This window comes from Burkholderia sp. BE17, from assembly GCF_009362305.1.
Classification (GTDB): Bacteria; Pseudomonadota; Gammaproteobacteria; order Burkholderiales; family Burkholderiaceae; genus Burkholderia; species Burkholderia pyrrocinia_C.
In genome coordinates, this window is record NZ_WHNU01000034.1 from 50,215 (window position 1) to 76,314 (window position 26,100).

Genomic DNA, 26,100 nt, shown 5'->3' on the forward strand with positions numbered 1-26,100 from the left:
TGTTCTGGCGTTGCTCAAGCCCGGCGTGCGCGCTGCGGGCCGGTGTCGCGTGCGTCGCCTGGCGGAACCGGCTCAAGCGGTTCAAGCGGTTCAAGCGGCGCATGGCCGGCGTGCGCCAGCAGCGCGGCCAATGCGCAGGAGGCGACCCGGACGGCGACGCTGTCGGCGCGGCTCGTCAGCACGACCGGCACGCGCGCGCCCACGACGACGCCCGCGCTGGCGGCGCCGCTCAGGTATTCGAGTTGTTTGGCGAGCATGTTGCCGGCCTCGATGTCGGGCACGACCAGGATGTCCGCGCGGCCCGCGACCGGCGAATCGATGCCCTTGTCGAGCGCGGCGCGCAGCGACACCGCGTTGTCGAACGCGAGCGGGCCGTCGACGATGGCGCCCACGATCTGGCCGCGTTCGGCCATCTTTGCCAGCGCGGCCGCATCGAGCGTCGAGCGCATCGCCGGATTGACGGTCTCGACCGCGCACAGCACGGCGACTCGCGGGCACGCAACGCCCAGCGCGTGCGCGACGTCGATCGCGTTCTGCGTGATCGCCGCCTTCTGCGCGAGGTCCGGCGCGATGTTGATCGCCGCGTCGGTCAGCAGGAACGGGCGCGGATAGGCCGGCGTCTCGATCAGGAAGCAATGGGAGATGCGCTTGTCGGTACGCAGGCCCGACCCCGCCGCGACGACCGCGCCCATCAGTTCGTCGGTGTGCAGGCTGCCCTTCATCAGCGCACCGACGCGGCCGGCCGCCGCGAGTTCGACGGCCCGGCTCGCCGCCGCATGGCTGTGCGGCACGTCCTCGATCGGCCAGCGGGCGAGATCGACGCCCGCTTCGGCCGCCGCGCGCTGCACCTTCGCGCGCGGCGCGACGATGAGCGGCGCGATCGACGCACCCAGCGGCGAATCGTGGAGCGCGGCGAGCGCGGTCAGGCTTGCCGCATCGCACGGATGGACGACGGCGACGGCAAGCGGCGGCATGCCCCGCGCCCGCGCGATCAGCGCGGGCAATCCCCCGCCCGGCGGCGACAGCAGGCCCGGCAGGCAAACCCCGTCGTTCGCGCGATCGAGGGCGTCGCCGGTCACGTTCTTCATGTTTCGAGCACGTAAGTGCCGGGTGCCGCCCCCAGGCCGGCGTCCGGCGTGCGTGCCGGCACGTCGACCGACGCGTGCGCGCGCAACCAGTCGCGCCAGCACGTCCACCACGACCCGTCGACGGCGCGCGTTTCGTTCACGAAGTCGTACCGGCTGCGGTAAGGCGCGCCCGGTTCGCGGCTCGCGCAGCGATAGTGGCGGCCCGGATGGCCGGGTTCCGACACGATGCCTGCGTTATGGCCGCCCGAGGTCAGCACGAAAGTCAGCGCGTTGTGCGTGAGCAGGTGGAGCTTGTAGACCGAGCGCCACGGCGACACGTGATCGCGCTCGGTCCCGACCACGAACATCGGCACGTCGATATCCGACAGCGCGACCGGCCGGCCGTCCACGCAGTAGCGGCCGGCCGCGAGGTCGTTGTGGAGGAACAGCCGCGTCAGGTATTCGGTGTGCATGCGGTACGGCATGCGCGTGACGTCCGCGTTCCACGACATCAGGTCGTTCGGCTTCGTGCGCTTGCCGAGCAGATACTCGCTCATCATGCGCGACCAGATCAGGTCGCGCGCATTCAGCAACTCGAACGCGGCGGACATCTGCGAGCCGTCCAGGTAGCCTTGCCGCCACATCAGCGCGTCGAGCGCGGACAGCTCGCTCGCGTCGATGAACAGGCCGAGTTCGCCGGGTTCGCTGAAATCGGTCTGGGCCGCCAGCAGCGTGACGGAACGCAACGTGTCGTGCTGCCGCCCGTCGCGCGCGAGCGCCGCCGCGCCGATCGCCAGCAGCGTGCCGCCGAGGCAGTACCCGACCGCGTGGACGGCTTCGCCGCATCGCTCGCGAACGGCGTCGAGCGCGGCGAGGCAGCCGTCGCGCAGGTAATCGTCGAGCCCGAGATCGCGCGACTCCGCGCCCGGATTGCGCCACGAGATCGCGAACACGGTGTAGCCCGCGTCGACCAGGAAGCGGATCAGCGAATTGTGCGGCTGCAGGTCGAGGATGTAGTACTTCATGATCCACGACGGCACGATCAGGATCGGCTCGCGTGCGACGCCGGCCGTCGTCGGTTCGTACTGCAGCAATTCGCACAGCGCGTTGCGCCATACGACCCGACCCGGCGTGATCGCGACGTCGTGCCCGGGCAGATAGGCCCGCGCCTCGCGCGGACGGGCGCCGCCGGCACGATCGATCAGCGCGCCGAGATCGTCCAGCCAGTGCCGCGCGCCGGCCGCGAGATTGGCACCGCCGCTGCGTATCGTCGCGTCGAGCACGACCGGATTGGTCGCGATGAAATTGCCCGGCGAGCATGCGTCGAGCCATTGCCGCGCGGCGAACCCGACGAGTGCCTCGTGATGCCGCCCGACGCCCCGCACGCCGTGCGTCGCATCGCGCCACCAGCGCTGGATCGACAGGAAGCCGTCGCGATACGCGCAAAACGGCCAGTTCGACCACGCCGGTGCGGCGAAACGCGGATCGGCCTGCCCGGCATGCACCGTCAGCCCGTCCTCGTCCGTGTCGTCGGACGCGCCGTTCGCCGCCGGCAACGGACCGGCCGCGAGCCACGCCTGCCACGCCAGTTCGAAGCACTTTCCGGGCGACACGGCGAGATGCGCGCCCCAGTCGATCATGGCCAGCGCCAGCGACACGGGCGACAGGCCGAGTGTCATCGCGGCCAGGCTCGCCCGCGCCGCGCGATCCCATTGTTCGGCCGGCGACACGTCGGGCCGCGCGCCCGCGCACGGACGCGGGGCCTGCGCGAGCTCACCGGCGGCGGCGGACGGACGGCGCGTGACCGGCACGCGGATGACGGAATCATTCATCGCATGTGCATGCCGCCGTTGACGTCGAATTCCGCGCCGGTCGCGAATGCGCCCGCGTCCGAGCACAGCCACGCGACCAGCGCGGCGATCTCGTCGGGATTGCCGAGGCGCCCCAGCGGAATCTGCGGCAGGATCTTCGTGTCGAGCACGTCCTTCGGCACCGACTCGACCATCGCGGTCGCGAGATAGCCGGGCGACACCGTGTTGACCGTCACGCCGTGTCGCGCGAGTTCGAGCGCGAGCGCCTTCGTGAAACCGTGAATGCCCGCCTTGGCGGCCGCATAGTTGGCCTGCCCGTACGCGCCTCTCGAGCCGTTCACCGAGCCGACGTTGACGATGCGGCCGAAGCCGGCTTCGATCATGCCGGGCACGAACGGCTTCGTCATGTTGAACATGCTGTCGAGATTGGTGCGCAGCACCGCGTCCCACATGCTCTTGGTCATCTTCACGAAGCTGGCGTCGCGCGTGATGCCGGCGTTGTTGACGAGCACGTCGACATGCCCGAACTGCGCGAGCACGCGCGCCGCGCAGTGCTGGCACGAGTCGTAGTCGGCGACGTCGACCTCGAACGCATGGAAGGTGCGCCCTGCCTCGCGTTCGTGCGCCAGCCAGGTCGCGATATGGTCGTTGTGCTCCGTGTGCGACACGGCGACGGTCATGCCCGCGGCATGCAGGCGACGGCTGATCGCGGCGCCCAGGCCGCCCGTGCCGCCCGTCACGAAGGCGACGCGGTCAGCGCACATGATCGTGCTCCCGCGTCGCATTCGCACCGGCCATGTCCGTCATGCCGCGTCCGAACGCCGCCATCCATTCGTGCCACGGCATGCTCGCCTCGTTGACCGCGGCCAGCCGGCTCACGTCGGGCAGCCAGTCGGTCTGGCCGCGCGACAGCATGTCCGCGCCGTACTCGCGCAGCCAGGTGCGCCAGACGCCCGCCTCCTCGTATTGCGTGCGCATGCCCCATTCGATGGTGTCCTGCCAGATCGCGGCGCTCGCGAGCGCGTAATCGCGCATCACGCGCTGTGCCGCCGCGCCGAACTCGGCCCATTCCCGCGTGTCCGCGAGCGCCTGCTGCAACTGCCGCGCCGCGTCGCGATCCCGCTCGATGCGCCGACCCGTCAGCGCATGCCATTCGTGCTGCCAGTCGCGATTCAGCGCGAACAGGCGCAGCGCGATGTCGCAGGCTGCCCGGCACGCGCCGTTCGGTGTCGTCAAAGCGTCGGTGGTCATCGTCTTCCCTCTGTCGATTCGGTCGAAGGGCCTGCACCCAGGCTGCCGCCGGGGTGCCCCCGGGTCTGCACCCATTTCGCGCCGCCTGTCCGGTCGGTACCGGCCGCGACCGCCTCACTGTGCGGCTGTGCGGCACGTAGGCCGTTGATCTGCGTCAAGCGCGCGGGAAGCCCGCTTCGTAGACTGAATTGCAATGGCGGATACACCGTCGATGGAGCGATCCAGATGAGCTACAAGAGCATGGTCGTGCATCTCGATACGAGCGTTCGCGCGCATTCGCGCCTCGAGTTTGCGTTGCGTCTCGCGCGGCGCTTCAAGGCGCACCTGACCGGGGTGTTCGCGATCTACACACCGGAGCCGACTTCGTTCTACGTGATGGCCGGTTCCGCCGATTACTTTCGCGAGCAGCGCGACCAGCGCGACGAACGTCTCGCCGCGCTCGAGCGCCTGTTTCATGCCGAAACGGCACGGGCCGGCGTATCGGCGGCCTGGATTCGCGCCGATGAGCGCGCCAACGTCGCGGTGCCGTGTCTCGCGCGTCTCGCGGATCTCGTGATCGCGGGCCAGAGCGATCCGAACGATCCCGAAACCTATATCGACGACCAGTTTGCGGAAACGCTCGTGATGTCGGCGGGGCGTCCGGTGCTGTTCGTGCCGTATGCGGGGGAATTCCCGTCGATCGGCGAACGCGCGCTGGTGGCGTGGGACGGCAGCCGCGAGGCCACGCGCGCCGCGCACGACGCGCTGCCCTTTCTCGAGCACGCGAAACGCACGACGGTCGTCGCGGTGGTCGCCGGCGATTCCGAAGCGGCGACCACCCGCGTTCCGGCCGCGGATGCCGCGCTGATGCTTGCGCGCCACGCGCCGGACGTCAACGTACTCGACATCGATAGCGGCGCCGGCGGGTCCGTCGGCGACACGCTGCTGTCGCGCGCGTACGAAACGGGCAGCGACCTGCTCGTGATGGGCGCGTACGGCCATCCGCGCTGGCACGAACTGCTGATGGGCGGCGCCACGCGCACGGTGCTGGCGTCGATGACGCTGCCGGTACTGATGTCGCACTGAGCCGAGCGCGCCGATGCGTACGCTCGCGCTGCTCGTCGTCAATACCGGTTCGTCGAGCGTCAAGTTCGCGGTGTTCGCGTATCCGCCGCACGACGATCCCGCGCGCAGGCCGCTGCACGAAGGCGAAGCGGTCGATACCGGCAACGGCATGTCGATCCGCTTCGACGCCGAGCCCGCGCTCGTGTTGCCGGCGGCGCCGGGCGACCCCTATCGCGCCGTCCTGTCGCGGATCGCGCTGTGGATCCGCGAGCAACTGCCGCATGTTGCGCTGGGCGCCGTCGCGCACCGGGTCGTGCACGGCGGCGCGCGTTACCAGGAACCGGTGCGGATCGACGACGCGGTGCTGGATGCATTGCGGACGCTGACACCGCTCGCGCCGCTGCACCAGCCGCACAGCCTGGACGCGATCGACGTGCTGCGCGCCGCGTTTCCGACGATTCCGCAGGTCGCCGTATTCGATACCGCGTTTCATCGCACGCTGCCACGCACCGAGCAGTTGCTGCCGCTGCCCCACGCGTGGTTCGACAAGGGCGTGCGCCGCTATGGCTTTCACGGACTGTCATACGAATACCTGGCCGTCGCGCTCGACGAATCGTTCGGCGCGCGGGCGCGGGGCCGCGTGATCGCCGCGCATCTCGGCAGCGGCGCGAGCCTGTGCGCGCTGCGCGAGCTGCGCAGCGTCGCGACGACGATGGGCTTCTCGGCGCTCGACGGCCTGATGATGAGTACCCGGTGCGGCACGCTCGATCCCGGCGTCGTGCTGCACCTGCTCGACGTCGAGCATCTGTCGCGCGACGCGCTCGGCCGGATCCTGTATCACGAGTCGGGGCTCAAGGGCGTCTCGGGTGCGTCCGGCGATCCGCGCGTGCTCCTCGCCCGCGAGGCGGACGGCGACACGCTGGCGCGCGAGGCGCTGGCGCTGTACGTCCACCGCATCGTGCGCGAAGCGGGGGCGCTGGCCGCCGTACTCGGCGGCCTCGACATGCTCGTGTTCACGGCCGGCATCGGCGAACATTCGGCCGCATTGCGCGAGCGGATCTGCGCTTCTCTCGGCTGGCTTGGCGTCGACATCGATGCGTCGGCCAACGCCGCCCATGCGCAGGTGATCTCGTCGGCGGCAAGCGCGGTGACGGTCGTCGTCGAGCCGACCAACGAAGCGTGGATCGCGGCACGCGATGCGGTGCGGCTGCTGCGAGGCGATGGCGCCGCTTGATCCAGATCAGCGCGATCGGCGCGCGTGCGCCGATGATGAAATCGTTGACACGCGTTCAGAGGGAACCGCCATGTACTCGAACATCCTGGTCGCGCTCGACGGCAGCGAAACGTCGTCCCGCGCGCTCGACGCCGCACTGACGCTTGCGTCGGAATCGGGCGCGCGGCTCACGCCCGTCTACGTCGTCGATTTCCTGGTGCCGGCCTACGACATGTACGGCTACGATCCGTCGATCCTGATCGACGCGTTCCGCGAGGAAGGGTTGCGTGTCACCGACGACGCGGCGAAGCGCATGGCTGCGCGCGGCGTCACCGGCACGCCGCGGATCGCCAATGTCGAGCCGGCCGGCGAAGACGTCGCGCAGCGGATCCTGATCGTCGCGAAGGAAGCCGGCGCCGACCTGATCGTGATGGGCACCCACGGCCGGCGCGGCTTCAGCCGCCTCGTCCTGGGCAGCGTCGCCGAGCGCGTGCTGCGCTACGCCGCGTGCCCCGTTCTGATGATTCCGGCGAGTTGCGCGCCGGTACCCGCCGCGGCGCCCGCCGCTGCATCGACCGAAAAGGAGCCGTCATGAGCTACAAGACCCTGCTCGTCCATCTCGACGATAGCGATCGTTGCGCGACGCGCGTCGAACTGGCACTCGAACTCGCGGGACGCTGGAACGCGCACCTGATCGGCCTCTACGTGGTCTGCCAGGATCTCTTCGAACCGTTGCGGCGGCCCGACGAGCCGCTCAAGCTCGCGGTGTACGAGCGCCTGTGCGAACAGCGGCGCAAGGACGCGGAGGAGAAATTCCTCGAAGCCGCCGAGCGCGCCGGGCGCAGCGTCGAATGGCAGGCGCCCGCCGGCTCCGCGACCGACGCCGCGATCCTGCATGCGCGTCATGCCGACCTGCTCGTGCTCGGCCAGGAGGATCCCGACGACCGCCTGACGTACGTCGCGCGCCATTTCATCGAGGACGTCGTGATGGGCAGCGGCCGTCCGGCGCTCGTCGTGCCGTACGCGGGCGACGTGCGCACGCTCGGCGAGAACGTGCTGATCGGCTGGGACGGCGGGCGCGAAGCCGCGCGCGCGATGGCCGACGCGCTGCCGCTGCTCGCGCGTGCGCGCTTCGTCAACGTCGAAACGGTCAGCCACGGGCAACCCGATCCGGACAAGACGCCGGCAGGCGTGGACGTCGCCGCGTACCTGGAGCGCCACGGCATCCGCGCCTCGTTCTCGACGACGACACGCCCAGGCACGGTCGGCGTCGGCGCGACGCTGCTGAACCGGGCCACCGACCTTCACGCGGACTTGATCGTGATGGGCCTGTACAGCCATACCCGGATGCACGAGCGCGTACTCGGCGGCGCGACGCGCACGATCCTCGAAACCATGACGGTGCCGGTGCTGCTGTCGCACTGAGCATGAACGCGCACGGCGCGGCCTCGGTCGGCCGCCCCGTCTTCCCGGCCGGTCACGCCGCGCCCGGATCGTCGCGGACCAGCAGCACGGGCCGGTCCGCGGTGCGTAGCAGCAACTCGGCGACGCTGCCGAGCAACGCCCTGCGAACACCGCGCCGGCCGTGGGTGCCCATCACGATCAGGTCGGCATCGCAGTCGGCGGCCGCGCGCGCCAGCACCGACGGCACGCTCTCGCCGCACGCGTCGATCATTTGAGCGGTGCCGCGCACCCCGCACAGCCGGAATGCGGTCTCGGCATCGGCGACCGCCACCGCTGCGCGGTTTGCATCTACCCCGCCCGGGGCGATCCGATCGACATAAGCGCTGCCGATATTCGTCCGCGGCGGCATATCCGTCACGACGCACACGGCGACCACGAGGCCGCCCGACGCGCGGGCGAGCGTTATCGCCTCGTCGAGCGCGAGCCGCGCGCCGCGACTGTCGTCGAGCGCGGCGAAGATCCGTTCATACATGGCGCCTCCCGGTTTCTCCATCCCGTTCCGGCCGGATCGGGATCTTCAGTCTGGGCCCGCCGCGGCCCGGCCGGTTGACACCGATCAAGCGGGCCTCGCGCCAGGCACGGCGGCACGGTGCATGTGCGCCGATTGGCGAACCCCTGCAAAACGCGCACAATTCCATTCAACGTCCGCAACGGCGGATCGGCGCATGCAAGCGCATTTGCCGGAACGGCGTCCGGGCGTCGAAGGCGGTCGTCATGACCGCAGCCAGACGCCGGACGATCGGGATGTTCGAATCGGGGCAGGATCAACGATCGCCGCCGCGCAGCCGTTCCACGCGATCCGGCAAGGGGCATGTCGCATGATCAGGGTACTCATCGCCGACGACCACGCGCTGGTCCGGGACGGCCTGCGGCACATCCTGCAGAACGCCAACGATTTCGAGGTCGCGGGCGAGGCGTGCGACAGCGCTTCGACCGTTGCGCTGATCCGCGGCACCCCTGCACAGGTGCTGGTGCTCGATCTGTCGATGCCCGGCCGCAACGGCATCGAGCTGATCCGGCAGATCAAGGACGAACAGCCGGCCCTGCATATCCTCGTGCTGACGATGCACGCCGAACAGCAATATGCGGTGCGTGCGTTCCGCGCCGGCGCGTCCGGCTACATGACCAAGGAAAGCGCGAGCGCGGAGCTGGTGGCCGCGCTGACCAAGATCGCATCCGGCGGCGTCTACGTCAGCCTCGCGATGGCGGAGCAGTTCGCGCAAAGCCTCAACGAGCCGGCGGAGCTGCAGCCGCACCAGCGCTTGTCCGATCGTGAGTTCGACGTGTTCCGGCGCATGACCTGCGGCGAATCGATCTCCGAAATCGCGCAGGCGCTGTGCGTCAGCGTCAAGACCGTGAGCACCTACAAGACGCGCATCCTCGAGAAAATGCAGATGCCGAACGATGCGGCGCTCGTGCGTTACGCCGTACGCCACAAGCTCTTCGACGACGCGGACGAACTCTGAGCGCGACAAGATGTCGCGCGCTTGTAGGAATTTCCCTACAGCGCTTCTTCATCACCTACTTAATCTTCCAATTTCGCTGATTTCGCTCTCGCGTCCGGCTGTCCATACTCCCGGTCAAGAAAAACAAACACGCGTGCCTCCCGGCGCGGCAGGCGGCGCAGTCCTGCATCGACTGCATCGTCGTCCCGCCCCCGATGCGGCACGTCCTTGACGAAGGCGGCGGAGTTTCACGCCGTCCGTAGCGGCCAGCGCGACCGTGCCCACGCGATTCGCCGCCGCCCAACAAACCGGAGCAGATCATGCAGAGCCATGCCGAAGTGTCGATGCCGCCGCAGTCGCGCCCCTTTATTCCGTTGCACGCCGTCGAGCGGTCGGACCAGCCGAAGCGCGCGTCGTCCCGCTGTTCGTCGTGCGCGCTGCGCGCCGTTTGCCTGCCCCAGGAGCTGACCCCCGACGATTTCGCGCGGGTCGACGCGATGATCTGCACGACGCGTCACATCAAGCGTGGCGACACCCTGTATCGGGCCGGCGATACCTTCAACAGCATCTACGCGGTGAGAACCGGATCGTTCAAGACCGTCGTCATGCATCGCGACGGCGACGAGCAGGTAACCGGCTTCCAGATCGTCGGCGAATCGCTCGGGCTGGAGGGCGTGCACACCGGCCATCACAACGGCGATGCGGTCGCGCTCGAAGACAGCACCGTCTGCATCATTCCGTTCAGCCAGCTCGAACAGATGTGCCGCGAGGTACGGACGATGCAACACCACGTCTACCAGATGATGAGCGGCGAGATTGTCCGCGAGTCCGCGCTGATGCTGCTGCTCGGTACGATGAGCGCGGAACAGCGCGTGGCCGCGTTCCTGCTGAATCTGTCCACGCGTTTCAAGGCGCGCGGCTACTCGGCCGCGGAATTCGTGCTGCGGATGACCCGCGACGAAATTGGCGAGTATCTCGGCATGAAACTCGAGACGGTCAGCCGCATGCTGTCGAAGTTCCAGCAGAAAGGGCTGCTCGCGGCGCAGGGCAAGCAGATCCGCATCGTCGATTCGGAAGGGCTCGCGCGCATCTGACGCCGCGGATTTCCCGGCTCGCACATCGCGCGGTTCAGCCGCGCGTGTCGAGCACGGCGGCGCCCGACAGATGCCCCGTGCGCAGGTCCGACAGCGCGCGATTCGCGTCGGTCAGCGCATAGCGCGTTGCTTCGACCCGCAGCGGCGTCGCGTCGGCGATCCGCATGAACGCGACGGCATCCTCGCGCGTCAGGTTGGCCACCGATGCGATGCGGCGCTCGCCCCACAGCCACGCGTACGGAAAAGCCGGGATGTCGCTCATGTGAATGCCGCCGCACACGACGATCCCGCCCTTGTCGACTGCGCGCAGCGCCGCCGGCACCAGTGCGCCGACCGGCGCGAAAATCAGCGCGGCGTCGAGCGTCTCGGGCGGCGATTCGTCGCTGCCGCCCGCCCATGCCGCCCCCAGCGACAGCGCAAGCTGCTGCGCGGCGGTGTCGCCGGGTTTCGTCAGCGCGAACACCCGGCGTCCTTCATGGTGTGCGATCTGCGCGACGAGATGCGCTGCCGCGCCGAACCCGTAGATCCCGATTCGCCGTGCGTCGCCGGCCATGCGCAACGTACGGTAGCCGATCAGCCCGGCGCAAAGCAGCGGTGCGGCCTCCTGGTCGGCGTAGCGCCGCGGCAGGTGCACGCAATAACGGTGGTCCGCGACGGTGCGCTCGGCATAACCGCCGTCGATCGTATAGCCGGTGAATCCGGGGCTGTCGCACAGATTCTCCCGCCCGGCGGCGCAATACGCGCAATGCCCGCAGGTCTGGCCGAGCCATGGCACGCCAACCCGGTCGCCGACCGCGAAACCCGTCACGCCAGCGCCCAGCGAGCGCACCGTCCCGACGATTTCATGCCCCGGAATCAGCGGCAGCTTCGGATGCGCGAGATCGCCGTCGACGACGTGGAGATCGGTACGGCATACGCCGCATGCGTGCACGTCGATCAGCAGCTGGCCCGCCGCGGGCCGCGGGTCCGGCACGTGTGCCTCGCGCAACTCCGGTGTCGTCCCGTCGAACATCATCGCAAGCATCTGGATCTCCCCCGCGCGATCGGCCTCGCGCGCTTCGCCTGTTCCAAGCGTAGCCGCATGGAACCGCATCCGTACGACTCGGTAACGCGGGCTTGACGTGGGTCAACGGCCGCCGGCCGGTTACTGACAGGATGAAATGGCGTACCGCCGCTGGCCGGCTCCCTGGAGATTGCCGAATGACATCCGTTACCCCCATTGCTGCAAGCCCCCGTCTCGACGATCGACTGCGGTCGCTGCTGGGCTACGCGGTGCTGGCGCCGTCGAGCCACAATTCCCAGCCGTGGCGGTTCATCGTCGACGGCACGACGATTGCTATCTGCGCGGACCGGGTTCGCGCGCTGCCCGTGGTCGATCCGTACGATCGCGAACTGATCATCAGTTGCGGCGCGGCGCTGCTCAACCTCCGCGTCGCGCTCAATCACGCCGGAATCGCGCATACGATCAGCGCGTTCCCGTCCGACATCGATCCCGACGTCCTGGCGCTCGTGCGCGTGTGCGACGACGGCTACACCGATGCGGAACTGGGTACGCTGTTCGCCGCGATCCCCGAGCGCGTCACGACGCGCACCCCGTTCGAATCCGAACCCGTTCCGGACGCGCTCCAGCACGCGCTGATCGCGGCGGGCGCCGCGGAAGGCGCGGACGTGGCCTGTGCCGACTCGATCGCGCGGCGCGCCCGGGTGGCCGAGGTGATCGCCGACGCGGATCGCCAGCAGTTTGCGGACCCGCGGTTCCGGCGCGAACTGGCGAGCTGGATCGATCCGCGGCGGCACGTCGACGGCATGCCCGCCTTCGCGGCCGGCGTGCCGGCGCTGCTGGATTTCGCGGCGCCGATCGTGACGACCGCGGTGCGCACGTTCGATCTCGGCAACGGCCTGGCCGCGCTGCACCACCAGCTCGTCGGTGCGTCGCCGCTGATCGTCTGCATCGCGACGGCTCGCGACGATCGCGAGGCCTGGCTCGCCGCCGGGCAAGCGCTCGAGCGCATGCTGCTGGTCGCGACGCGTGCGGGCTACACGGCGTCGTACCTGAACCAGCCGATCGAGACGGCCGGGTTGCGCGCGCAGCTGTGCGACATGCTCGCGCTGCGCGGGCATCCGCAACTGCTGCTGCGCATCGGGCGCGGCCCGCATGTGCCGCATTCGCCGCGCCGACCGCTCGATGAAGTGATTTCCTGATCGCGCTGCGCCCGCTTTCGTCCTGACGAGGAAAAAAACCATGAACGTCACACGCCTACTCGCCGCCTGCATGTTCGCCGCGACGGCCGGCATCGCGGCCGCCCAGACGGCGGTGCCCGAACCGACCGCGCTCGTCGATGCCCAGCACTGCATGTTTTGCCATACATCCGACATGCCGTTCCTCGCGCCATCGTTCCACCAGATCGCGGAACGCTACCGGGGCGTGCCGCACGCCCAGGAGCAACTCGAAATCAAGCTGCGCCACGGCGGCCGCGCGCATTGGGGCGATACGCCGATGCCGTCCGCCGCCGAGCGCGGCGGCCCGCTATCGCGTGACGACGCCCGTCAACTGGTGCAATGGGTCCTGAGTCAGTAACCGGCCTTGTCAGCCACCCCTTCCACCATGAGCGTAGTCAAACCGACCGCCGTCAGGGCCCGGCAACGTCGCGCGCGACCCTCGCGCGCCCTTTCACGGCCGATCCGGCGCCGGGCCGAGACCGCGAACTGCATACAGGCCGATGAAGACACGACGCTCCTGAAGCGCCCCGGCATGCGTGGCATCCGGCTGCAACTCGACTACTGGAAAGCCGAGGAGCGCCTGCAGCAGGAACGCATCGGCCACACCATCGTGATCTACGGCAGCACGCGCATCGTCGCGCCCGCCGAAGCCAATGCGCGGCTGCGCGAAGCGAGCCGTGCGCTGGCGGAGCGGCCGCACGACGCTCGCCGGCGCCGCGCCGTCGCGACGGCGAGCCGTCTGGTCAAATACAGCGTCTACTATCGCGTCGCGCGCGAATTCGGGCGCATCGTCGGCCGTGCCGACCGGCGCACCCGCACGGCAAGGCTCGCCGTGATCACCGGCGGCGGCCCGGGCATCATGGAGGCCGCCAATCGAGGCGCATACGAAAGGGGCGCACCGAGCATCGGCTTGAACATCGAACTTCCGCGCGAACAGGCGCCCAATCCCTACCTCACGCCGGCCCTGTGCTTCCGCTTTCACTATTTCGCGATCCGCAAGCTGCATCTGCTCGAGCGCGCGAAAGCCGCCGTGTTCTTCCCGGGCGGGTACGGCACCTGCGACGAGTTGTTCGAGGTGCTGACGCTGCTGCAAACCCGGAAGATCGCGCCGCTTCCGGTCATCCTCGTCGGCGAGGCATACTGGCGCCGCGTCGTCGATTTCGCCTTTCTCGCGGACGACGGGATGATCGATCGCAGCGATCTCGACTTGTTCGTCTATTGCGAATCGGCGCAGGACATCTGGCACGCAATCGGCTGCTGGTATGCGCAGCGGCGATCGCGGCCGCCACGGCGCGTGACTTCACGGGCGAACCGCGCGATGTAGGAATCGGCCGATTTCATTTGCCCATTTCCTACACGCGGTTCGGGGCCGCCTGATTGAATCCCGCAAGAGCGGAACCGATACTGGATGCACGACGACCGCTTGTACGGCACACCGATTCCCGGTCGTTCGTTCAGGAGAGCCGTCATGCCACACGCGATGTCTTGTTTCGAACCGGGAAACCGGGCAGCCGGCCGCACCGGCACCTCCAGGCCCGCCGCGCCCACCGCGCAGGGATGCGCGGTACCCGATAGGCAGGCGCTCCTCGCACTTGCGCGCGAAGCCGGCATGATGGTCATGCTCGACGCCCAGATCGGGCGCGAACGCTACGAAAGCGTGACAGGATCGCTTGCCGCGCTGGCCCGATTCGCGCAGGCGCTGCAGCTTTCGGTGCTCGACGCGGCGTGATGTCGAGCGCCGTCGTGTCGCGGCGCCGGTACCTGATCAGGCGGCCGCGGCCCCGTCATTCGGCTCGATGGCGCTTCCCGCTCCAGCATTTCGCGCGCCTGTTACGGTCCGGCGGCATCCAGTCGAATCCACGCTTGCCGGAGCAAGCCATTCACGTCGCCGCGGCTGTTCCGTGACGAAACCGCGATGAACCGGCCTCTTTCCGGACGCGTCGCGCGCATGCTCCCGGGCATCGCGCTGCTCGCGAACTACCGGCGTGCATGGCTCTCGCACGACCTGTATGCGGGCATGGCGCTGTCGGCGGTGCTGGTGCCGGTCGGCATGAGCTACGCGGAGGCGGCCGGCCTGCCCGCCGTCACCGGGCTCTATGCGTCGATCGCCGCGTTGCTCGCCTACGCGGTGCTCGGCCCGAGCCGGATCCTCGTCCTGGGCCCGGATTCCGCGCTGGCGGCGTTGATCGCGGGGGCCATCGCACCGCTCGCCGACCATGATCCGCAGCGGGCCATCGCGCTGTCCGGCGCGCTGGCACTGTCGGCCGGAACGATCTGCATCCTGCTCGGTACGCTCCGCCTCGGTTTCGTCACCGATCTGCTGTCGCGCCCGATCCAGTACGGTTACCTGAACGGCATCGCCATCGCACTTGCAGTCGGCAGGCTGCCCGAGCTGCTCGGCATGTCCGTCTCCGGCAACGACGTGTTCTCCGGCCTGTCGCACATCGTGCGAGCCCTCTTCGAGCAGCGGTTTTCTCCCGATGCCTGTTTGCTGGGCGTGGGCGTTCTGGCGGCGATTGCGGCCATGAAGCGCATGATGCCGCGTTGGCCCGGCGTATTGATCGCCGTGCTGGCGGCGACCCTGGCCGCACGCGTGGCGCCGTTGCACGGGGTCGTGACGGTCGGCGCATTGCCCGCCGGCGCGCCCACGCCCCATCTTCCGGTCGTGTCGCTCGCCGACCTGACCGCGCTTGCGTCCGGCGCGGTCGCCGTGGCACTGGTGTCGTTCGCCGACATCAGCATGTTGTCGCGTGCCCTTTCCGCTCGTGCGGGCGACACGCCGGACCGCAACCAGGAACTGGTCGCATTGGGGGCGGCGAATCTGCTGGCCGGCGTGATGCAGGGCTGCGCGGTCAGCAGCAGCGCGTCCCGCACGCCCGTCGCGATTGCCGCGGGCGCGCAAAGCCAGGTCACGAATCTCGTCGCGGCGGGCTGCATCGCGTTGCTGCTGATTGCCGCGCCGGCGCTGCTGACGCTCGTCCCGCGCGCGGCGCTGGCTGCCGTCGTGATCTATGCCGCGTTCGGCATCGCCGACGTCCGCAGCGTGGTCCGACTGTATCGGATGCGTCGCGGCGAATGCCTGATTTCAGTGCTGTGCTTTGCAGGCGTCATCGGCATGGGTGTCGTACCCGGCGTCCTGCTCGCAAGCGCGCTGTCGCTGCTGTCGTTCGTCTGGCGCGCCTGGCATCCGTACGATGCGGTGCTTGGCCGGCTGGCGGGCGTTCGCGGTTATCACGACATCGCGCGCCATCCGGACGCCGTGCAAACGCCCGGGCTCGTGCTGTTCCGCTGGGATGCGCCGCTTTTCTACGCCAATGTCGAGATCTTCTGCGAGCATCTGCATGCCGCGCTCACGCGAGCGGCGGGCCCGGTCGATCGAATCGTCGTCGCGGCAGAACCCGTCACCGATATCGATGTCAGCGCGGCGGACCGGCTCGTGGCGCTTCGCGAGGAGCTCGGCGAGCAAGGCATCGCGCTGGATTTCGCGGAAATGAAGGGCCCGGTGAAGGATCGCCTGCGCGCTTACGGCTTGTTCGACGTATTCGGATCAGCCAGCTTCTTTCCGACCGTGGCCGACGCCGTCGCGCATCATGTCCAGCGACATGACAAACATGCGCGCGCCGGCGAACACGTCGTGCGTCCGTCGTCGTCGGGCCCCGCTGAAGATCGGGCGGACGGCTAGCCACGCGAATGCGTGCGATGGCGCGTGTCGCATCGCATGCCCCACGAACTCGGCATCGATGCGACACGCCCGCGACAGCCGGCGATTCAGACCGTGAAGGTGTTCGATTTCCGCATCTCGACCCACGTCATCCCGGCTCGCAGCCCTTCGACCGCGGCCTCGCGCTCGGTGGCGTGGGTCCTGTTATGCGCGAACGTGTGTTCGCACGCGCCATCCGGCGACGTGAGCGTCACATGGATCCTGCAACGATAGCCGCCCGTTTCGGCGGCGCTCGTCTCGATCGCCACCGACCAGTCCGCGTCATGTACCTCGCCTGACACTGTCATCTCGCTTCCCTCCTTCATCCGCGCGGACGGCATGTCCGGCCGCCGCTGCCCGGATTCACTCGACGACCAGGTCGTCGACGACGGCACGCACGCCTCGTGCGGACCACGCGGCGCCGCGCACGGCCTTGCGCTCGGAGAACGAGCCGACCTTGCCGGAAAGCCGCACGGTGCCGTCGCGCACCTCGATCGCGATGTGCTTCGCCTCGCGCTCCGCGTGACGCATGATCGCGCGCTTGATGTTGCCGCCGATGTCGGCCGATCCGACCACCCCCTCCACGCTGATGTGGTCGGTCACGCCGGTCACGCTGCGCATCTGCGAGATCGCGCGCACGGCCGCATGGCTCTGGTATGCCCAGTCGACCTTGCCGGACAGCGTGATCCAGCCGTGCTCGACCTGCACCTTGACCGCATCGTCGTTCAGCCCGACCGTCCAGTGCAGCACCGAACGCACTGCGTTGGCAATGTCCTCGTCGGTGCGGACGTCGTCGTTCGGCAGATGCACGGTCATGTCGACGACCAGCGCCTTGACGCCGGCCACGCGGTTCGCCGCGCGCTCGATCGCCAGTTTCTCCGCGTAGCTTGGCGGGTGACCCGATATCGTCACGATCCGGTCGGCTACCTCGACACCGATGCGTGTCGCGTCAATCGCCGGGTCTGACTCCAGTTCATCCTGAACGTCCTGCTTCAACTGCTTGTCGGTTTTCATCGCGTGCACTCCTGTGAGCCGCGGCGTGCCCGTCCGCCGCATGCAGCCAGATTTGCACACGCGCGGCGCCCGATCGCTGATGCAGGTCAACGGATATCTCGCGCCGCACGTTGCAGGCTGCGCATGCGGCGCTTGACGAAGGTCAAGCCGGGGCGGCCCGGCCGCCTTATCGTGAGATCGCCGATGCGCGACGTTCCAGGCACGCGCAGCGTTGCTCGAAGGAGACTCAAATGTCGGAACAGCAACTGTTGACCTATTCGCCGGCGCCCCCGGCACTGCCGGCGGCGCCACTAGGGGAGTCGCCCGCCATCGTCGATCTGCCGCGCCCGAACCTCGACGACGGCATGCCCTTGACGATGGCGCTCGCGGCAAGAATGAGTTCCCGCGAATTCGCCGCCACGCCGCTCCCGCCCACGACGCTCGGCACGATGCTGTGGGCCGCGAACGGCATCAACCGGCCGGCGAGCGGCGGTCGTACGGCGCCGTCCGCGCATGCATTCAATGAAATCGACATCTATGTCGCGCTGCCGCACGGCGTCTATCGCTACGACGCGCCCGCGCATCGACTCGTGCTCAAACACGCGGTCGATGCGCGCAATCTGACGGGTTACCAGGATTTCGTCGGACGCGCGCCGCTGGATCTCGTCTACGTCGTCCGGACCGCCGCGATACTCGCCATGCCGCCGCAACAACGCGACGTATTCTCGGCGATCGCGGCCGGGGCCATCGCGCAGAACGTTTCGCTCTACTGCGCGGCGGCCGGCCTCGGGACGGTCGTGCGCGGCTGGATCAACCATCGCGCGCTCGCCGACGCGCTGCGCCTGAACGAGGACGAACTCCCGATCCTCGCGCAGACCGTCGGATACCGGCTCGGTGGTGCGAGTGGTACGGTGCCGGGTGCGTGAGCGGACCTGCGGCCGCTACACGATGAAACGGCGCGCGGATTGCCCGCGCGCCGGTTTCCCGCTTCGGGCGATGCATGCATCGCCCGGCGCCTGCCGCCCGATCAGCCGATCGTCAGCTTCTTCTGCCCGGCCGGCGTCTTCTTCGGCAGCGACAGCGTCAGGACGCCGTCCTGATACGCTGCCGTCGCTTTCGCGTCGTCGATCTCGCCAGGCAGCGAGAACGAGCGGCTGATCGCGCCGCTGTAGCGCTCGCGCCGGATCACGCGCTCGCCTTCCTTCTGCTCGTTGTTGCGTTCGATCTTCGCGTTGATCGATACGGTTCGGCCCGTCACCTGGACGTCGATGTCGTCCTTCGCGACGCCCGGCAGTTCCGCGTTGACCTTATAGGCGTCATCGCTTTCCGTGACGTCGATCTTCACCGACGCGAGATCGGGTTCGTCCGTCAGCGTCATGCCTCGCAACGGCCTGAACAGCCCCTGAAACAGGTCGGAGACGGGGTCCATCGAAAACGGATCGTAGCGAGTCAGATTGCTCATGATGTGCACTCCTCGAACGGTTGAGTTGGGTCGGCCCGGCGCGTTCGTCCTGACGGTGCCGGACCGGAATGCGGGACGCGTCGCTGCGACATGCGCCTGTCGCGCGGGGAACGAACCATCCTGTCAGGAATTCAGCGTAGACGCGCGGGCCGGCTGCGGCTTGATACGCGTCAACGGCGCGAGCCGGTCACGTGCAGAACCGGAAAAATCCGCTGTGGAGCAGGATCGGCCGGCCGCCGAGTTCCTCGAGCATGCGGCGCGCCGCGCGTTCGATGGCGGGACGATTGCACGAGAACGCGGCCACGAGATCCGGCTCCCGAGGCGATGCGGCGAGGAAATGGTCTTCCAGCGCCGCGGCCGTGATCGCGCATTGCACGCGCCGGCCTTCGACCAGCGCGGGAAAGGCCAGCGCGGGCTCCTGCCCGGAATACGCCGGTGGTTCGACGGGAAACGAGATTTCCATGACGGTCTCCTGACGGAATGACGCACCGACCGGTGCTTGCGCGGTCGTGCTAAGCGGCCGCAGCGGCTGCACGCGCCGCGTCGTCGCCGCGCACGAGCAGAACCGGGCAACTCGACGTGCGCAGGAAGCGTTCCGCGACGCTGCCGAGCATCACGCGCCGGATGCCGCGGCGCCCATGCGTGCCGAGTACGGCCAGATCGATCGCATGTTCGGCGACATGGCGCTGCAGGCGTTCCGCAACATCCTGGCCGAGCTCCGTTTCGACGATTTCCGTATCGCCGTTCACCCCCGCGCGCGCGATCGCCCGTTCGGCATCTCGCAGCACCGTCACACCGTCGTGCCTGACCTCCTCGATCAATGCATTCGGGTCGAGTCGTCCGGCATAGCTGAGCAAGATGGATTTGTCGACGACGAAAACGGCAAACAGGCGGGCCTGGTACAAGCGGGCCATCTTCAGGCCTTCGTCGAGCGCTTGTCTGGATGAAGCGCTACCGTCTAAGGCGACCATGATATTCGTGTACATACGGACCTCGCGGGATGGGCAGGCGTGCATGCGACGTTTGGACTTGTCTCCATCATCAGCGCTCGCCGGGATCGGACGTTGACCGAAATCAACGGTGCGAAAATCGACAAAAAGGAATGAGGGTCGCGAAACGAGGCAGGGCTGCCGAATGAGATGCGGCACCCAGCGGCGAGCGGCGTTGATGACGATGGATTGGCGATAGCCGACGAGGACGGCCGCGAGTTTCACGGGGAGCCGACCCGCTTTCGCGAACGCCCTTCGGCATCGGTTTCCCGCGTTGCGGATCATGCGGATGGATGCGGCCCGGCTTGGCACGCCGGAGAGACTTCTTCGGCGGGGAGCGCGCACGTGTTATCGTAAGCGGATTGCCACATCGTCGCGATGCCGGCCGAACAGGCCGCCGCGACCGTTCACTGCGCCTTCGCGCGCCACCAGGCTGCCGGTGGCGCGTTCCATCGATTCACGTATGTGCCGCGCTGCCCGCTCCCGGCGCGCTATCTGGAGGCCATGCGCATCCGCGCCGTCCGAGCCGGCATCGCGCGGATGAACTTTCCACCCGCCATCGCGTATCGCTTCGAACGTCGGATCGAAGCGGTCGGCCATCAACGGCCCGGCGCGCGGCCGCCGTCAGAGGCGGTCGCGGATGCACCTGCCTTGCACGCTCTCGACACAACCCGATTTCCCCGTACCCCATCACTCGACTCGAGCGGCGCCGGGCAGTCAACAGACGGAAGTCCATCATCATGAACGCTCTCGGGTATTGGCTGCTGTTCGGCCTCCTACGGTTCCTGTCCATCCTTCCGTACGCGCTGGTCGCGAGAACCGGCAGCGGCATCGGCGCTGCGCTCTACCGGATACCGAGCCGACGCAAGCACGTGGTGCATGTCAACCTGCAGCTCTGCTTTCCGCTGAAGACCGACGAGGAACGCGACGTGCTCGCGCGTGCCCATTTCGAACACGTCGTCCGGAGCTACCTGGAGCGCGGGTTCCAGTGGTTCGGTAGCGCGCGGTCGCTCGGTCGGCTGGTCGAGCTCGACAGCCGCATCGATCTCCACGATCCGGATGCGCCGCCGACGATCTTCATGGGTTTTCACTTCGTCGGCATCGAGGTGGGCTGCATGCTCTATTCGTCGTCGCTGCCCGTGGCGGCACTCTACACGCGCATGTCGAACCGCCGTTTGTGCGATCTCGCCAAGCGTCAGCGCGGACGCTTCGGCGCCGAGATGATCGAACGCAGCGCAAGCGCGAAACACCTCGTCCGGCTTCTGCGCGCGGGCACCCCGGTGATGCTAGCCGCGGACATGGATCACGGCACGACGGGTTCGGTGTTTGCGCCGCTGTTCGGCGTGCAGGCCTGCACATTGACGTCGGTATCGCGGCTGGCGAAGCTGAGCGGCGCGCGGGTCGTACCGTTCGTGACTGAAGTGCTGCCGGCATTCCGCGGCTACAAGCTGACCATCTTCGAACCGCTCGACAGCTATCCGACAGGCAGCGAGTCGTCCGACGCGCGCACGATGAATTCCTTTCTCGAAGAGCAGATCCTTCGATTTCCCGAGCAGTACTACTGGGTGCACCGACGGTTCAAGCATCGTCCGGCGGGCGAGCCAGGCGTCTATTGACGATGCAGGGGCGGCGAAATACGGCGTTGGGGCACGGATGCGAACTTGATGGATATTTTCCGTGCCCGCGTGCCCGTGCGCGATTGAGCGAATGCGGCTGCGTAGTCCATTTGCATGCGCGGATGAGCACCTGGGGTTGAATGCGAACGTTCGCCTCAAGACCGTTGCCGGCCGGGGCAGCCGCACTTTTTGCGACTGCTCCCCTGCCCTCGAATCGATGGCGAGTCACATCGGAATGGTCCGGACGGTGCCGTCAGGCACGTTTCTGAAACGTCGAGATTTGATTTGCGACAATGCTGTTGTGATAAGAAAAGTTATCCGGATAGATGTATGAATTTATCCAACTGCGTGTTCCAAGGCAGACAAATCTGAATGCAGTGTTGGCCGTATTCCAACCATGTTGCCGCGAACGGCGGTGCTGGCGATCGCCATCGCGCAGTAACCACCCCTGCTTCATCGGCTCACCCGTCGGGCCAAGGGGGAATCGCTCTCCTCGATGAAAGCGCCACGCGTCAACCCCACCCTCCCCCGCATTTGTTCCCGCGACGCAAGACTGTTGCTCCACGGCGGGTGTTCGAAATCGTGATCGGCGCGCCTACAGTTTGCCCATCGGATTCATCGATCCGGTCGGCACTGCAGCCGAACACCATTCACCTGTCGAGGCATGTCATGAGCACATCCAAAGTCATCATCGTCACCGGCGCATCGCAAGGCATCGGTGCGGAAACGGTCAACGCGTTCCGCGCACGCGGCCATCGCGTCGTCGCGACTTCCCGTTCGATCGGGCCGTCGAACGATCCCGATCTCGTCACCGTCGCGGGAGACATCGGCGATCCGGCCGTCGCGCGTCGCGTGGTCGACGCGGCAATCGAACGCTTCGGCCGCGTCGACACGCTCGTCAACAACGCCGGCGTGTTCATCGCGAAGCCGTTCACGCAGTACACCGCGGACGACTACGCGCAGGTCACGAGCGTCAACCTGAACGGTTTCTTCCACGTCACGCAGCGCGCGATCGCAGCGATGCAGCAGCACGGCAGCGGGCACGTGGTCAGCATCACGACGAGCCTCGTCGATCACGCGAACAGCAACGTGCCGTCGGTGCTCGCATCGCTGACGAAAGGCGGATTGAATGCGGCGACGAAATCGCTAGCGATCGAGTACGCAAAGGCCGGCATCCGCGTCAATGCGGTGTCGCCGGGCATCATCAAGTCGCCGATGCATGCGCCCGAAACGCATGCGACGCTCGCGTCGCTGCACCCGGTCGGCCGCATGGGCGAGATGAGCGACATCGTCGACGCGATCCTGTATCTCGATTCGGCGCCGTTCGTCACCGGCGAGATCCTGCACGTCGACGGCGGCCAGAGCGCCGGACATTGAGCATCGACATCGAAAGAACGAGCCGGCGTGCCTAGCGCGATGCGGCGGCTCGTTTGGTGCGTGTGCCGCGCGCCTGCCTGGCGGGCGCGCGCTCCAGATGCTCGACGAGAAAGTCGACGAACACGCGCACGCGCGACGACAGAAAACGCGCATGCGGATACAGCAGCATGAACGGCCGCGACCGGCCGCCAAGGCCGGGCAGCACCTCCACGAGCGTACCGGTGCGCAGATCCTGTTCGACGATGAAGCGGTAGGTCTGGAACAGGCCCGCACCGCTGCGCGCGAGCGTCACGCGGGCGAGGACGTCGCCCGACGTACTGTAGCTGCCGGTCGTCGCGATATCGATCTCGTCCGATCCGTCGTGGAACAGCCAGGGAATCGGCCGCCCGCTGCTCGGCAGCTCGAACTGGATGCATTCGTGCGCATGCAGATCGTCGACGGCGGTCGGCGTGCCCGCGCGCTTCAGATAACCGGGCGTCGCGACGATCACGAGCGCGGCGTCCTCAAGCTTGCGCGCGACCAGGTTCGAATCGGCCGGCGCGCGGCCGCGGATCGCGAGATCGAAGCCTTCTTCGGCGAAATCGATGTTGCGATTGCTCAGGTGGGTTTCGACGCGCACGTCCGGATAGCGCTCGCGAAACGCGGGCAGCAGCGGCAGCACGCGGTAGTGCCCGTACGGCGTCGGCATGCTGATCCGGAGCACGCCGGCGGGCGTTGCCTGCTGGCCGGTCGCTTCGCGTTCCGCGTCGACGAGCTGCGACAGCGCATCGCGGCATTGCTCGAAATAGCGCCGGCCGGAATCGGTCAGGCGGATCTGCCGTGTCGTACGCACGAACAGGCGCACGCCGAGACGCTCCTCGAGCCGCGCCACCGATCGGCTGACCGCGGCCGGCGTGACGCTCGCCGCGGTTGCCGCCAGCGTGAAGCTGCCGAGTTCGGCGGCGAGACAGAACAGCTCGATGCTGCCCAGCAGCAGATCGTCGAATTGTCGTTGCATGGTGCGGTTCCTGCCGTCTCCGGTGTGGGGCGCGCGATGAAGCAACGAGTGTGCATGAATATCGCGCGGGAAACCAGCCGGCGCGCGTGGCGTGATTCGTTACATCGTGTCCCGAATCAATTGCGCCGCTGACATTTACCGGCTTCGGCCGCATGACTAGAGTGACCGACAGGCAACACCGATCGCCCGATCCATTTTCCCGCAAGGAGCAAGACATGACCGTCGAACAGAAACTGGCCGAACTCGGCCTCGCGTTACCCGAACCGCCGAACCCGCTCGGCAGCTATACGGCCGCAAGCGAAGCCGGCAACCTGCTGTTCGTTTCGGGACAACTGCCGCTCGTCGACGGCAGGATCGCCTATACCGGCCGCGTCGGCGAGCAGTTGAGCGTCGACGAAGGCCGCGATGCCGCGCGGCTCGCGGCGCTGAACGTGCTCGCGCAGATCCGCAGGCATCTGGGCGGGTTCGACCGCCTGCGCAAGATCGTGCGCGTCGAGGGGCACGTGAGCTCGGCCGACGGTTTTTACGGGCAGCCGGCCGTGATCGACGGCGCGTCCGACCTGTTCGCCGACGTGCTCGGCGGCAAGGCGGGACACGCGCGCTCGGCGTTCTCCCAGCGCCAGTTGCCGGCCGACGCGGCCGTCATCCTCGTCGTGATCGCCGAGATCGATCCGGCGTGACGTCCTTGGAAAGCGGCAATCCATTCCCGCGGGCGTTTCCGCCCGCCCTGCCCGGAGTTCGTCGCCTGCCCCGTTACCGTGGATATCGGGGCTCGATCGGCCGAAAGCCTTGCCCGGCAAAGCGCGACACGTTCCGGATACATTGAAATACAAAATATCGCATACGATTTAATCGAACGCGCTTGACATGGCCGATCGGCTCGACGAAACTCCATCGCATGCGATCGAATCGCATCTGAAAAAACCTGCCAACTGACGGAGCAAATGATGAGCAAGATCGAAACAGTGCTGTACACGGGCAAGACGCATACGACTTCGGGCGGCCGCGACGGTACGGCTCGCAGTTCCGACGGCCGCCTCGACATCCAGTTGTCGTCGCCGGGCAGCGCCGGCACCGGCACCAATCCGGAACAACTGTTCGCGGCCGGCTGGTCGGCCTGCTTCATCGGTGCGATACAGCTTGCGGCGCGCGCTGCGAAGGTGACGCTGCCGGCCGATCTCGCCGTCGACGCCGAAGTGGATCTCGGCACGGCCGACAACGCGTACTTCCTGCAGGCCCGGCTGAACGTGAGCGTGCCGGGGCTCGACCGGGAGGTCACGCAGCGCATCGTCGATGCCGCGCACCAGACCTGCCCGTATTCGAAGGCGACGCGCGGCAACATCGACGTCGACATCCGTATCGCCTGAACGTTGCATCGGGCGGCCGAGCGCCGCCCTGCCGAATTCCCGACTCTTTTCTTATCGAGGTGAATGATGAATACCCGATTGATCGCCGCCCTTCTCGTCGCCGTTTCGGCCGCCGTTGCCGCCCCGGCGTTTGCCGATGATGCCGTCGTGTCCCGCGCGCAAGTGCGTGCCGAACTCGTGCAGCTCGAACAAGCCGGCTATCGGCCGGGCCGCGCGAACGATCCGCACTATCCGGACGACCTGCAGGCCGCACTGACGCGCGTTCACGCGAACGACGCCGTGGCGGCCGATGCAGCGGCATCCGGTTATGGCCGCGAAGCCGCCGCCGCCACGCAGTCGGGCAGCCGGCCCGCGACGCGCATCGCCGAGCGCTCGATCTACTTCGGTCATTGAACGAAACCGCGAACGGCGCCGGTTGCCGGCGTGCGGTGCGCACTCCTGAATTCCCTTTTTCTTGTCGAGGTAAATGATGAAGACCCAACTGATTGCCGCCCTCCTCGTTGCCGTGTCGGCTGCCGTCGTCGCGCCGGCGAACGCGAGCGAAAACACCGTGACGCGTGCGCAGGTGCGTGCGGAACTGGCCGCGCTGCAGCAGGCAGGCTACTTGCCGAACCGTCCCAACGACCCGAACTACCCGGACAATCTCCAGGCGGCGCTGAGCCGGATTCGCGACAACGGTGCAACCGCGGCCGATACGATGGCGTCCGGTTACGGCAATGACGCCGACGGTGCGACGCAGTCCGGCAGCCGCAGCGCGGTTCGCACGGCCGAGCGCTCGATCTATTTCGGTCATTGAGCATTGCACGACGGAATCGGCCGTCCACGTCCACCATATAAAGCGCATGCGATTTAATCGCGTGCGTTTTTCTATTTGAGGCGACCGGATTTGCATCGACGTTTTCCGGATATGGATCATCGAGAACGAAGAAGGCCAGCGCACGCGCGTCAGGCCAATGACGCAATCCATGTCGTTGCGGGGCTACCCGCCCG

Annotated in this window: 31 protein-coding genes; 18 read left to right on the plus strand and 13 right to left on the minus strand. The window is 67.7% G+C overall.

The annotated features are described in order from the left end of the window. Positions 1–14 precede the first annotated feature (14 nt). The 4 genes from GD429_RS26600 to GD429_RS26615 are packed head-to-tail and all read right to left on the minus strand — an operon-like array spanning position 15 to position 4,129. Entirely contained in the window at positions 15–1,088 is a 1,074-nt protein-coding gene (locus GD429_RS26600) for a bifunctional enoyl-CoA hydratase/phosphate acetyltransferase (RefSeq protein ID WP_152861341.1), read from the minus strand. Beyond that, positions 1,085–2,899: a PHA/PHB synthase family protein gene (locus GD429_RS26605; RefSeq protein ID WP_152861343.1), complete on the minus strand. Its 1,815-nt coding sequence runs from the start codon at positions 2,897–2,899 to the stop codon at positions 1,085–1,087. The genes GD429_RS26600 and GD429_RS26605 overlap by 4 nt, the downstream gene beginning before the upstream one ends. Next, positions 2,896–3,642, minus strand: coding sequence for an acetoacetyl-CoA reductase (phbB, locus tag GD429_RS26610; protein WP_152861345.1), 747 nt, complete (start codon positions 3,640–3,642; stop codon positions 2,896–2,898). Before phbB ends, GD429_RS26605 begins: the two co-directional genes overlap by 4 nt. Beyond that, positions 3,632–4,129, minus strand: coding sequence for a hypothetical protein (locus GD429_RS26615; protein ID WP_152861347.1), 498 nt, complete (start codon positions 4,127–4,129; stop codon positions 3,632–3,634). The genes phbB and GD429_RS26615 overlap by 11 nt, the downstream gene beginning before the upstream one ends. A gap of 225 nt (positions 4,130–4,354) precedes the next feature. Between GD429_RS26615 and GD429_RS26620 the strand changes: the two genes are divergently transcribed. From GD429_RS26620 to GD429_RS26635, 4 genes are all read left to right on the plus strand, one after another. Next, complete coding sequence (locus GD429_RS26620) at positions 4,355–5,194, plus strand: universal stress protein (RefSeq protein ID WP_152861349.1); 840 nt, start codon at positions 4,355–4,357, stop codon at positions 5,192–5,194. A gap of 13 nt (positions 5,195–5,207) precedes the next feature. Beyond that, the gene (locus tag GD429_RS26625) at positions 5,208–6,407 is read left to right on the plus strand and encodes an acetate/propionate family kinase (protein ID WP_152861351.1); all 1,200 of its coding nucleotides are present in this window, start codon (positions 5,208–5,210) and stop codon (positions 6,405–6,407) included. Positions 6,408–6,477: 70 nt separating this feature from the next. Next, positions 6,478–6,981: a universal stress protein gene (locus GD429_RS26630; protein ID WP_152861352.1), complete on the plus strand. Its 504-nt coding sequence runs from the start codon at positions 6,478–6,480 to the stop codon at positions 6,979–6,981. Continuing rightward, positions 6,978–7,811 (plus strand): universal stress protein, encoded by an 834-nt coding sequence (locus tag GD429_RS26635; RefSeq protein WP_152861354.1) that lies wholly within the window; start codon positions 6,978–6,980, stop codon positions 7,809–7,811. The genes GD429_RS26630 and GD429_RS26635 overlap by 4 nt, the downstream gene beginning before the upstream one ends. A gap of 52 nt (positions 7,812–7,863) precedes the next feature. On the opposite strand, the gene GD429_RS26640 is transcribed toward GD429_RS26635, so the two are convergent. Then, positions 7,864–8,322: a universal stress protein gene (locus GD429_RS26640; RefSeq protein WP_152861356.1), complete on the minus strand. Its 459-nt coding sequence runs from the start codon at positions 8,320–8,322 to the stop codon at positions 7,864–7,866. 346 nt (positions 8,323–8,668) lie between these two features. Here GD429_RS26640 and GD429_RS26645 point away from each other — a divergent pair, with 346 nt between their 5' ends. Together GD429_RS26645 and fnr are read left to right on the plus strand one after the other, a co-directional pair. Further along, positions 8,669–9,316 carry a response regulator transcription factor gene (locus tag GD429_RS26645; protein WP_152861457.1) on the plus strand — a complete coding sequence of 216 codons (648 nt, stop codon included), beginning with the start codon at positions 8,669–8,671 and terminating at the stop codon, positions 9,314–9,316. Positions 9,317–9,615: 299 nt separating this feature from the next. Then, the gene (fnr, locus tag GD429_RS26650) at positions 9,616–10,389 is read left to right on the plus strand and encodes a fumarate/nitrate reduction transcriptional regulator Fnr (protein WP_152861358.1); all 774 of its coding nucleotides are present in this window, start codon (positions 9,616–9,618) and stop codon (positions 10,387–10,389) included. A gap of 34 nt (positions 10,390–10,423) precedes the next feature. Here the strand turns inward: fnr and GD429_RS26655 are convergent, their stop codons facing one another. Continuing rightward, entirely contained in the window at positions 10,424–11,413 is a 990-nt protein-coding gene (locus tag GD429_RS26655) for a zinc-dependent alcohol dehydrogenase family protein (protein ID WP_152861459.1), read from the minus strand. A 176-nt stretch (positions 11,414–11,589) separates the two neighbouring features. Here GD429_RS26655 and GD429_RS26660 point away from each other — a divergent pair, with 176 nt between their 5' ends. From GD429_RS26660 to GD429_RS26680, 5 genes are all read left to right on the plus strand, one after another. Next, entirely contained in the window at positions 11,590–12,591 is a 1,002-nt protein-coding gene (locus GD429_RS26660) for an Acg family FMN-binding oxidoreductase (protein WP_152861360.1), read from the plus strand. A gap of 40 nt (positions 12,592–12,631) precedes the next feature. Further along, positions 12,632–12,967, plus strand: a complete 336-nt coding sequence (locus tag GD429_RS26665; RefSeq protein ID WP_152861362.1) for a c-type cytochrome — start codon at positions 12,632–12,634, stop codon at positions 12,965–12,967. Between the two features lie 27 nt (positions 12,968–12,994). Further along, on the plus strand, positions 12,995–13,933 hold the full coding sequence (locus GD429_RS26670; protein ID WP_152861364.1) for an LOG family protein: 939 nt from the start codon (positions 12,995–12,997) through the stop codon (positions 13,931–13,933). A gap of 144 nt (positions 13,934–14,077) precedes the next feature. After that, entirely contained in the window at positions 14,078–14,338 is a 261-nt protein-coding gene (locus GD429_RS26675; RefSeq protein ID WP_152861366.1) for a hypothetical protein, read from the plus strand. Between the two features lie 186 nt (positions 14,339–14,524). Continuing rightward, positions 14,525–16,291 (plus strand): SulP family inorganic anion transporter, encoded by a 1,767-nt coding sequence (locus tag GD429_RS26680; protein ID WP_152861368.1) that lies wholly within the window; start codon positions 14,525–14,527, stop codon positions 16,289–16,291. 86 nt (positions 16,292–16,377) lie between these two features. On the opposite strand, the gene GD429_RS26685 is transcribed toward GD429_RS26680, so the two are convergent. Together GD429_RS26685 and GD429_RS26690 are read right to left on the minus strand one after the other, a co-directional pair. After that, on the minus strand, positions 16,378–16,617 hold the full coding sequence (locus tag GD429_RS26685) for a hypothetical protein (protein WP_152861370.1): 240 nt from the start codon (positions 16,615–16,617) through the stop codon (positions 16,378–16,380). A 55-nt stretch (positions 16,618–16,672) separates the two neighbouring features. Next, positions 16,673–17,323 carry a BON domain-containing protein gene (locus GD429_RS26690; protein ID WP_152861372.1) on the minus strand — a complete coding sequence of 217 codons (651 nt, stop codon included), beginning with the start codon at positions 17,321–17,323 and terminating at the stop codon, positions 16,673–16,675. A 230-nt stretch (positions 17,324–17,553) separates the two neighbouring features. On the opposite strand from GD429_RS26690, the gene GD429_RS26695 reads away from it, so the two are divergent. Then, positions 17,554–18,228 carry a nitroreductase family protein gene (locus tag GD429_RS26695; protein WP_152861374.1) on the plus strand — a complete coding sequence of 225 codons (675 nt, stop codon included), beginning with the start codon at positions 17,554–17,556 and terminating at the stop codon, positions 18,226–18,228. Positions 18,229–18,329: 101 nt separating this feature from the next. Here GD429_RS26695 and GD429_RS26700 read toward each other — a convergent pair whose 3' ends face one another. The 4 genes from GD429_RS26700 to GD429_RS42130 all read right to left on the minus strand — a co-directional run bounded on the left by GD429_RS26700 (position 18,330) and on the right by GD429_RS42130 (position 20,353). Further along, positions 18,330–18,764 (minus strand): Hsp20/alpha crystallin family protein, encoded by a 435-nt coding sequence (locus tag GD429_RS26700; RefSeq protein WP_152861376.1) that lies wholly within the window; start codon positions 18,762–18,764, stop codon positions 18,330–18,332. A gap of 187 nt (positions 18,765–18,951) precedes the next feature. Then, complete coding sequence (locus GD429_RS26705) at positions 18,952–19,227, minus strand: DUF1488 domain-containing protein (RefSeq protein WP_152861378.1); 276 nt, start codon at positions 19,225–19,227, stop codon at positions 18,952–18,954. Between the two features lie 49 nt (positions 19,228–19,276). Further along, on the minus strand, positions 19,277–19,750 hold the full coding sequence (locus GD429_RS26710; RefSeq protein WP_152861461.1) for a universal stress protein: 474 nt from the start codon (positions 19,748–19,750) through the stop codon (positions 19,277–19,279). A 351-nt stretch (positions 19,751–20,101) separates the two neighbouring features. Then, positions 20,102–20,353, minus strand: coding sequence for a hypothetical protein (locus GD429_RS42130; RefSeq protein WP_193727199.1), 252 nt, complete (start codon positions 20,351–20,353; stop codon positions 20,102–20,104). A gap of 140 nt (positions 20,354–20,493) precedes the next feature. Between GD429_RS42130 and GD429_RS26720 the strand changes: the two genes are divergently transcribed. Beyond that, entirely contained in the window at positions 20,494–21,369 is an 876-nt protein-coding gene (locus GD429_RS26720; RefSeq protein WP_152861380.1) for a lipid A biosynthesis lauroyl acyltransferase, read from the plus strand. Positions 21,370–22,038: 669 nt separating this feature from the next. Beyond that, entirely contained in the window at positions 22,039–22,746 is a 708-nt protein-coding gene (locus GD429_RS26725; protein WP_152861382.1) for an SDR family NAD(P)-dependent oxidoreductase, read from the plus strand. A 31-nt stretch (positions 22,747–22,777) separates the two neighbouring features. On the opposite strand, the gene GD429_RS26730 is transcribed toward GD429_RS26725, so the two are convergent. Further along, the gene (locus GD429_RS26730; protein ID WP_152861384.1) at positions 22,778–23,743 is read right to left on the minus strand and encodes a LysR family transcriptional regulator; all 966 of its coding nucleotides are present in this window, start codon (positions 23,741–23,743) and stop codon (positions 22,778–22,780) included. A gap of 215 nt (positions 23,744–23,958) precedes the next feature. Between GD429_RS26730 and GD429_RS26735 the strand changes: the two genes are divergently transcribed. The 4 genes from GD429_RS26735 to GD429_RS26750 all read left to right on the plus strand — a co-directional run bounded on the left by GD429_RS26735 (position 23,959) and on the right by GD429_RS26750 (position 25,906). Further along, positions 23,959–24,423 (plus strand): RidA family protein, encoded by a 465-nt coding sequence (locus tag GD429_RS26735; RefSeq protein WP_152861386.1) that lies wholly within the window; start codon positions 23,959–23,961, stop codon positions 24,421–24,423. A gap of 267 nt (positions 24,424–24,690) precedes the next feature. Then, entirely contained in the window at positions 24,691–25,110 is a 420-nt protein-coding gene (locus tag GD429_RS26740) for an organic hydroperoxide resistance protein (RefSeq protein WP_152861388.1), read from the plus strand. Between the two features lie 66 nt (positions 25,111–25,176). Then, a complete protein-coding gene (locus GD429_RS26745) occupies positions 25,177–25,503 on the plus strand; it encodes a DUF4148 domain-containing protein (protein ID WP_152861390.1) in 327 nt (108 codons plus the stop codon). A gap of 73 nt (positions 25,504–25,576) precedes the next feature. After that, positions 25,577–25,906: a DUF4148 domain-containing protein gene (locus GD429_RS26750; RefSeq protein WP_152861392.1), complete on the plus strand. Its 330-nt coding sequence runs from the start codon at positions 25,577–25,579 to the stop codon at positions 25,904–25,906. The last annotated feature ends 194 nt before the right edge of the window (positions 25,907–26,100 follow it).

What these genes read in the sequence shown, in the direction of transcription:
- GD429_RS26660 (WP_152861360.1), top strand. Translation starts at nt 11,590, where the DNA reads ATGACATCCGTTACCCCCATTGCTGCAAGCCCCCGTCTCGACGATCGA.
- GD429_RS26725 (WP_152861382.1), top strand. Translation starts at nt 22,039, where the DNA reads ATGAGCACATCCAAAGTCATCATCGTCACCGGCGCATCGCAAGGCATC.
- GD429_RS26750 (WP_152861392.1), top strand. Translation starts at nt 25,577, where the DNA reads ATGATGAAGACCCAACTGATTGCCGCCCTCCTCGTTGCCGTGTCGGCT.
- GD429_RS26655 (WP_152861459.1), bottom strand. Translation starts at nt 11,413, where the DNA reads ATGCTTGCGATGATGTTCGACGGGACGACACCGGAGTTGCGCGAGGCA.
- GD429_RS26745 (WP_152861390.1), top strand. Translation starts at nt 25,177, where the DNA reads ATGAATACCCGATTGATCGCCGCCCTTCTCGTCGCCGTTTCGGCCGCC.
- GD429_RS26710 (WP_152861461.1), bottom strand. Translation starts at nt 19,750, where the DNA reads ATGTACACGAATATCATGGTCGCCTTAGACGGTAGCGCTTCATCCAGA.
- GD429_RS26690 (WP_152861372.1), bottom strand. Translation starts at nt 17,323, where the DNA reads ATGAAAACCGACAAGCAGTTGAAGCAGGACGTTCAGGATGAACTGGAG.
- phbB (WP_152861345.1), bottom strand. Translation starts at nt 3,642, where the DNA reads ATGTGCGCTGACCGCGTCGCCTTCGTGACGGGCGGCACGGGCGGCCTG.
- GD429_RS26705 (WP_152861378.1), bottom strand. Translation starts at nt 19,227, where the DNA reads ATGGAAATCTCGTTTCCCGTCGAACCACCGGCGTATTCCGGGCAGGAG.
- GD429_RS26645 (WP_152861457.1), top strand. Translation starts at nt 8,669, where the DNA reads ATGATCAGGGTACTCATCGCCGACGACCACGCGCTGGTCCGGGACGGC.
- GD429_RS26685 (WP_152861370.1), bottom strand. Translation starts at nt 16,617, where the DNA reads ATGACAGTGTCAGGCGAGGTACATGACGCGGACTGGTCGGTGGCGATC.
- GD429_RS26695 (WP_152861374.1), top strand. Translation starts at nt 17,554, where the DNA reads ATGTCGGAACAGCAACTGTTGACCTATTCGCCGGCGCCCCCGGCACTG.
- GD429_RS26740 (WP_152861388.1), top strand. Translation starts at nt 24,691, where the DNA reads ATGAGCAAGATCGAAACAGTGCTGTACACGGGCAAGACGCATACGACT.
- GD429_RS26640 (WP_152861356.1), bottom strand. Translation starts at nt 8,322, where the DNA reads ATGTATGAACGGATCTTCGCCGCGCTCGACGACAGTCGCGGCGCGCGG.
- GD429_RS26605 (WP_152861343.1), bottom strand. Translation starts at nt 2,899, where the DNA reads ATGAATGATTCCGTCATCCGCGTGCCGGTCACGCGCCGTCCGTCCGCC.
- GD429_RS26680 (WP_152861368.1), top strand. Translation starts at nt 14,525, where the DNA reads ATGAACCGGCCTCTTTCCGGACGCGTCGCGCGCATGCTCCCGGGCATC.
- GD429_RS26635 (WP_152861354.1), top strand. Translation starts at nt 6,978, where the DNA reads ATGAGCTACAAGACCCTGCTCGTCCATCTCGACGATAGCGATCGTTGC.
- GD429_RS42130 (WP_193727199.1), bottom strand. Translation starts at nt 20,353, where the DNA reads ATGGCCGACCGCTTCGATCCGACGTTCGAAGCGATACGCGATGGCGGG.
- GD429_RS26630 (WP_152861352.1), top strand. Translation starts at nt 6,478, where the DNA reads ATGTACTCGAACATCCTGGTCGCGCTCGACGGCAGCGAAACGTCGTCC.
- GD429_RS26730 (WP_152861384.1), bottom strand. Translation starts at nt 23,743, where the DNA reads ATGCAACGACAATTCGACGATCTGCTGCTGGGCAGCATCGAGCTGTTC.
- GD429_RS26600 (WP_152861341.1), bottom strand. Translation starts at nt 1,088, where the DNA reads ATGAAGAACGTGACCGGCGACGCCCTCGATCGCGCGAACGACGGGGTT.
- GD429_RS26620 (WP_152861349.1), top strand. Translation starts at nt 4,355, where the DNA reads ATGAGCTACAAGAGCATGGTCGTGCATCTCGATACGAGCGTTCGCGCG.
- GD429_RS26735 (WP_152861386.1), top strand. Translation starts at nt 23,959, where the DNA reads ATGACCGTCGAACAGAAACTGGCCGAACTCGGCCTCGCGTTACCCGAA.
- GD429_RS26670 (WP_152861364.1), top strand. Translation starts at nt 12,995, where the DNA reads ATGAGCGTAGTCAAACCGACCGCCGTCAGGGCCCGGCAACGTCGCGCG.
- GD429_RS26615 (WP_152861347.1), bottom strand. Translation starts at nt 4,129, where the DNA reads ATGACCACCGACGCTTTGACGACACCGAACGGCGCGTGCCGGGCAGCC.
- GD429_RS26675 (WP_152861366.1), top strand. Translation starts at nt 14,078, where the DNA reads ATGCCACACGCGATGTCTTGTTTCGAACCGGGAAACCGGGCAGCCGGC.
- GD429_RS26700 (WP_152861376.1), bottom strand. Translation starts at nt 18,764, where the DNA reads ATGAGCAATCTGACTCGCTACGATCCGTTTTCGATGGACCCCGTCTCC.
- GD429_RS26625 (WP_152861351.1), top strand. Translation starts at nt 5,208, where the DNA reads ATGCGTACGCTCGCGCTGCTCGTCGTCAATACCGGTTCGTCGAGCGTC.
- fnr (WP_152861358.1), top strand. Translation starts at nt 9,616, where the DNA reads ATGCAGAGCCATGCCGAAGTGTCGATGCCGCCGCAGTCGCGCCCCTTT.
- GD429_RS26665 (WP_152861362.1), top strand. Translation starts at nt 12,632, where the DNA reads ATGAACGTCACACGCCTACTCGCCGCCTGCATGTTCGCCGCGACGGCC.
- GD429_RS26720 (WP_152861380.1), top strand. Translation starts at nt 20,494, where the DNA reads ATGAACGCTCTCGGGTATTGGCTGCTGTTCGGCCTCCTACGGTTCCTG.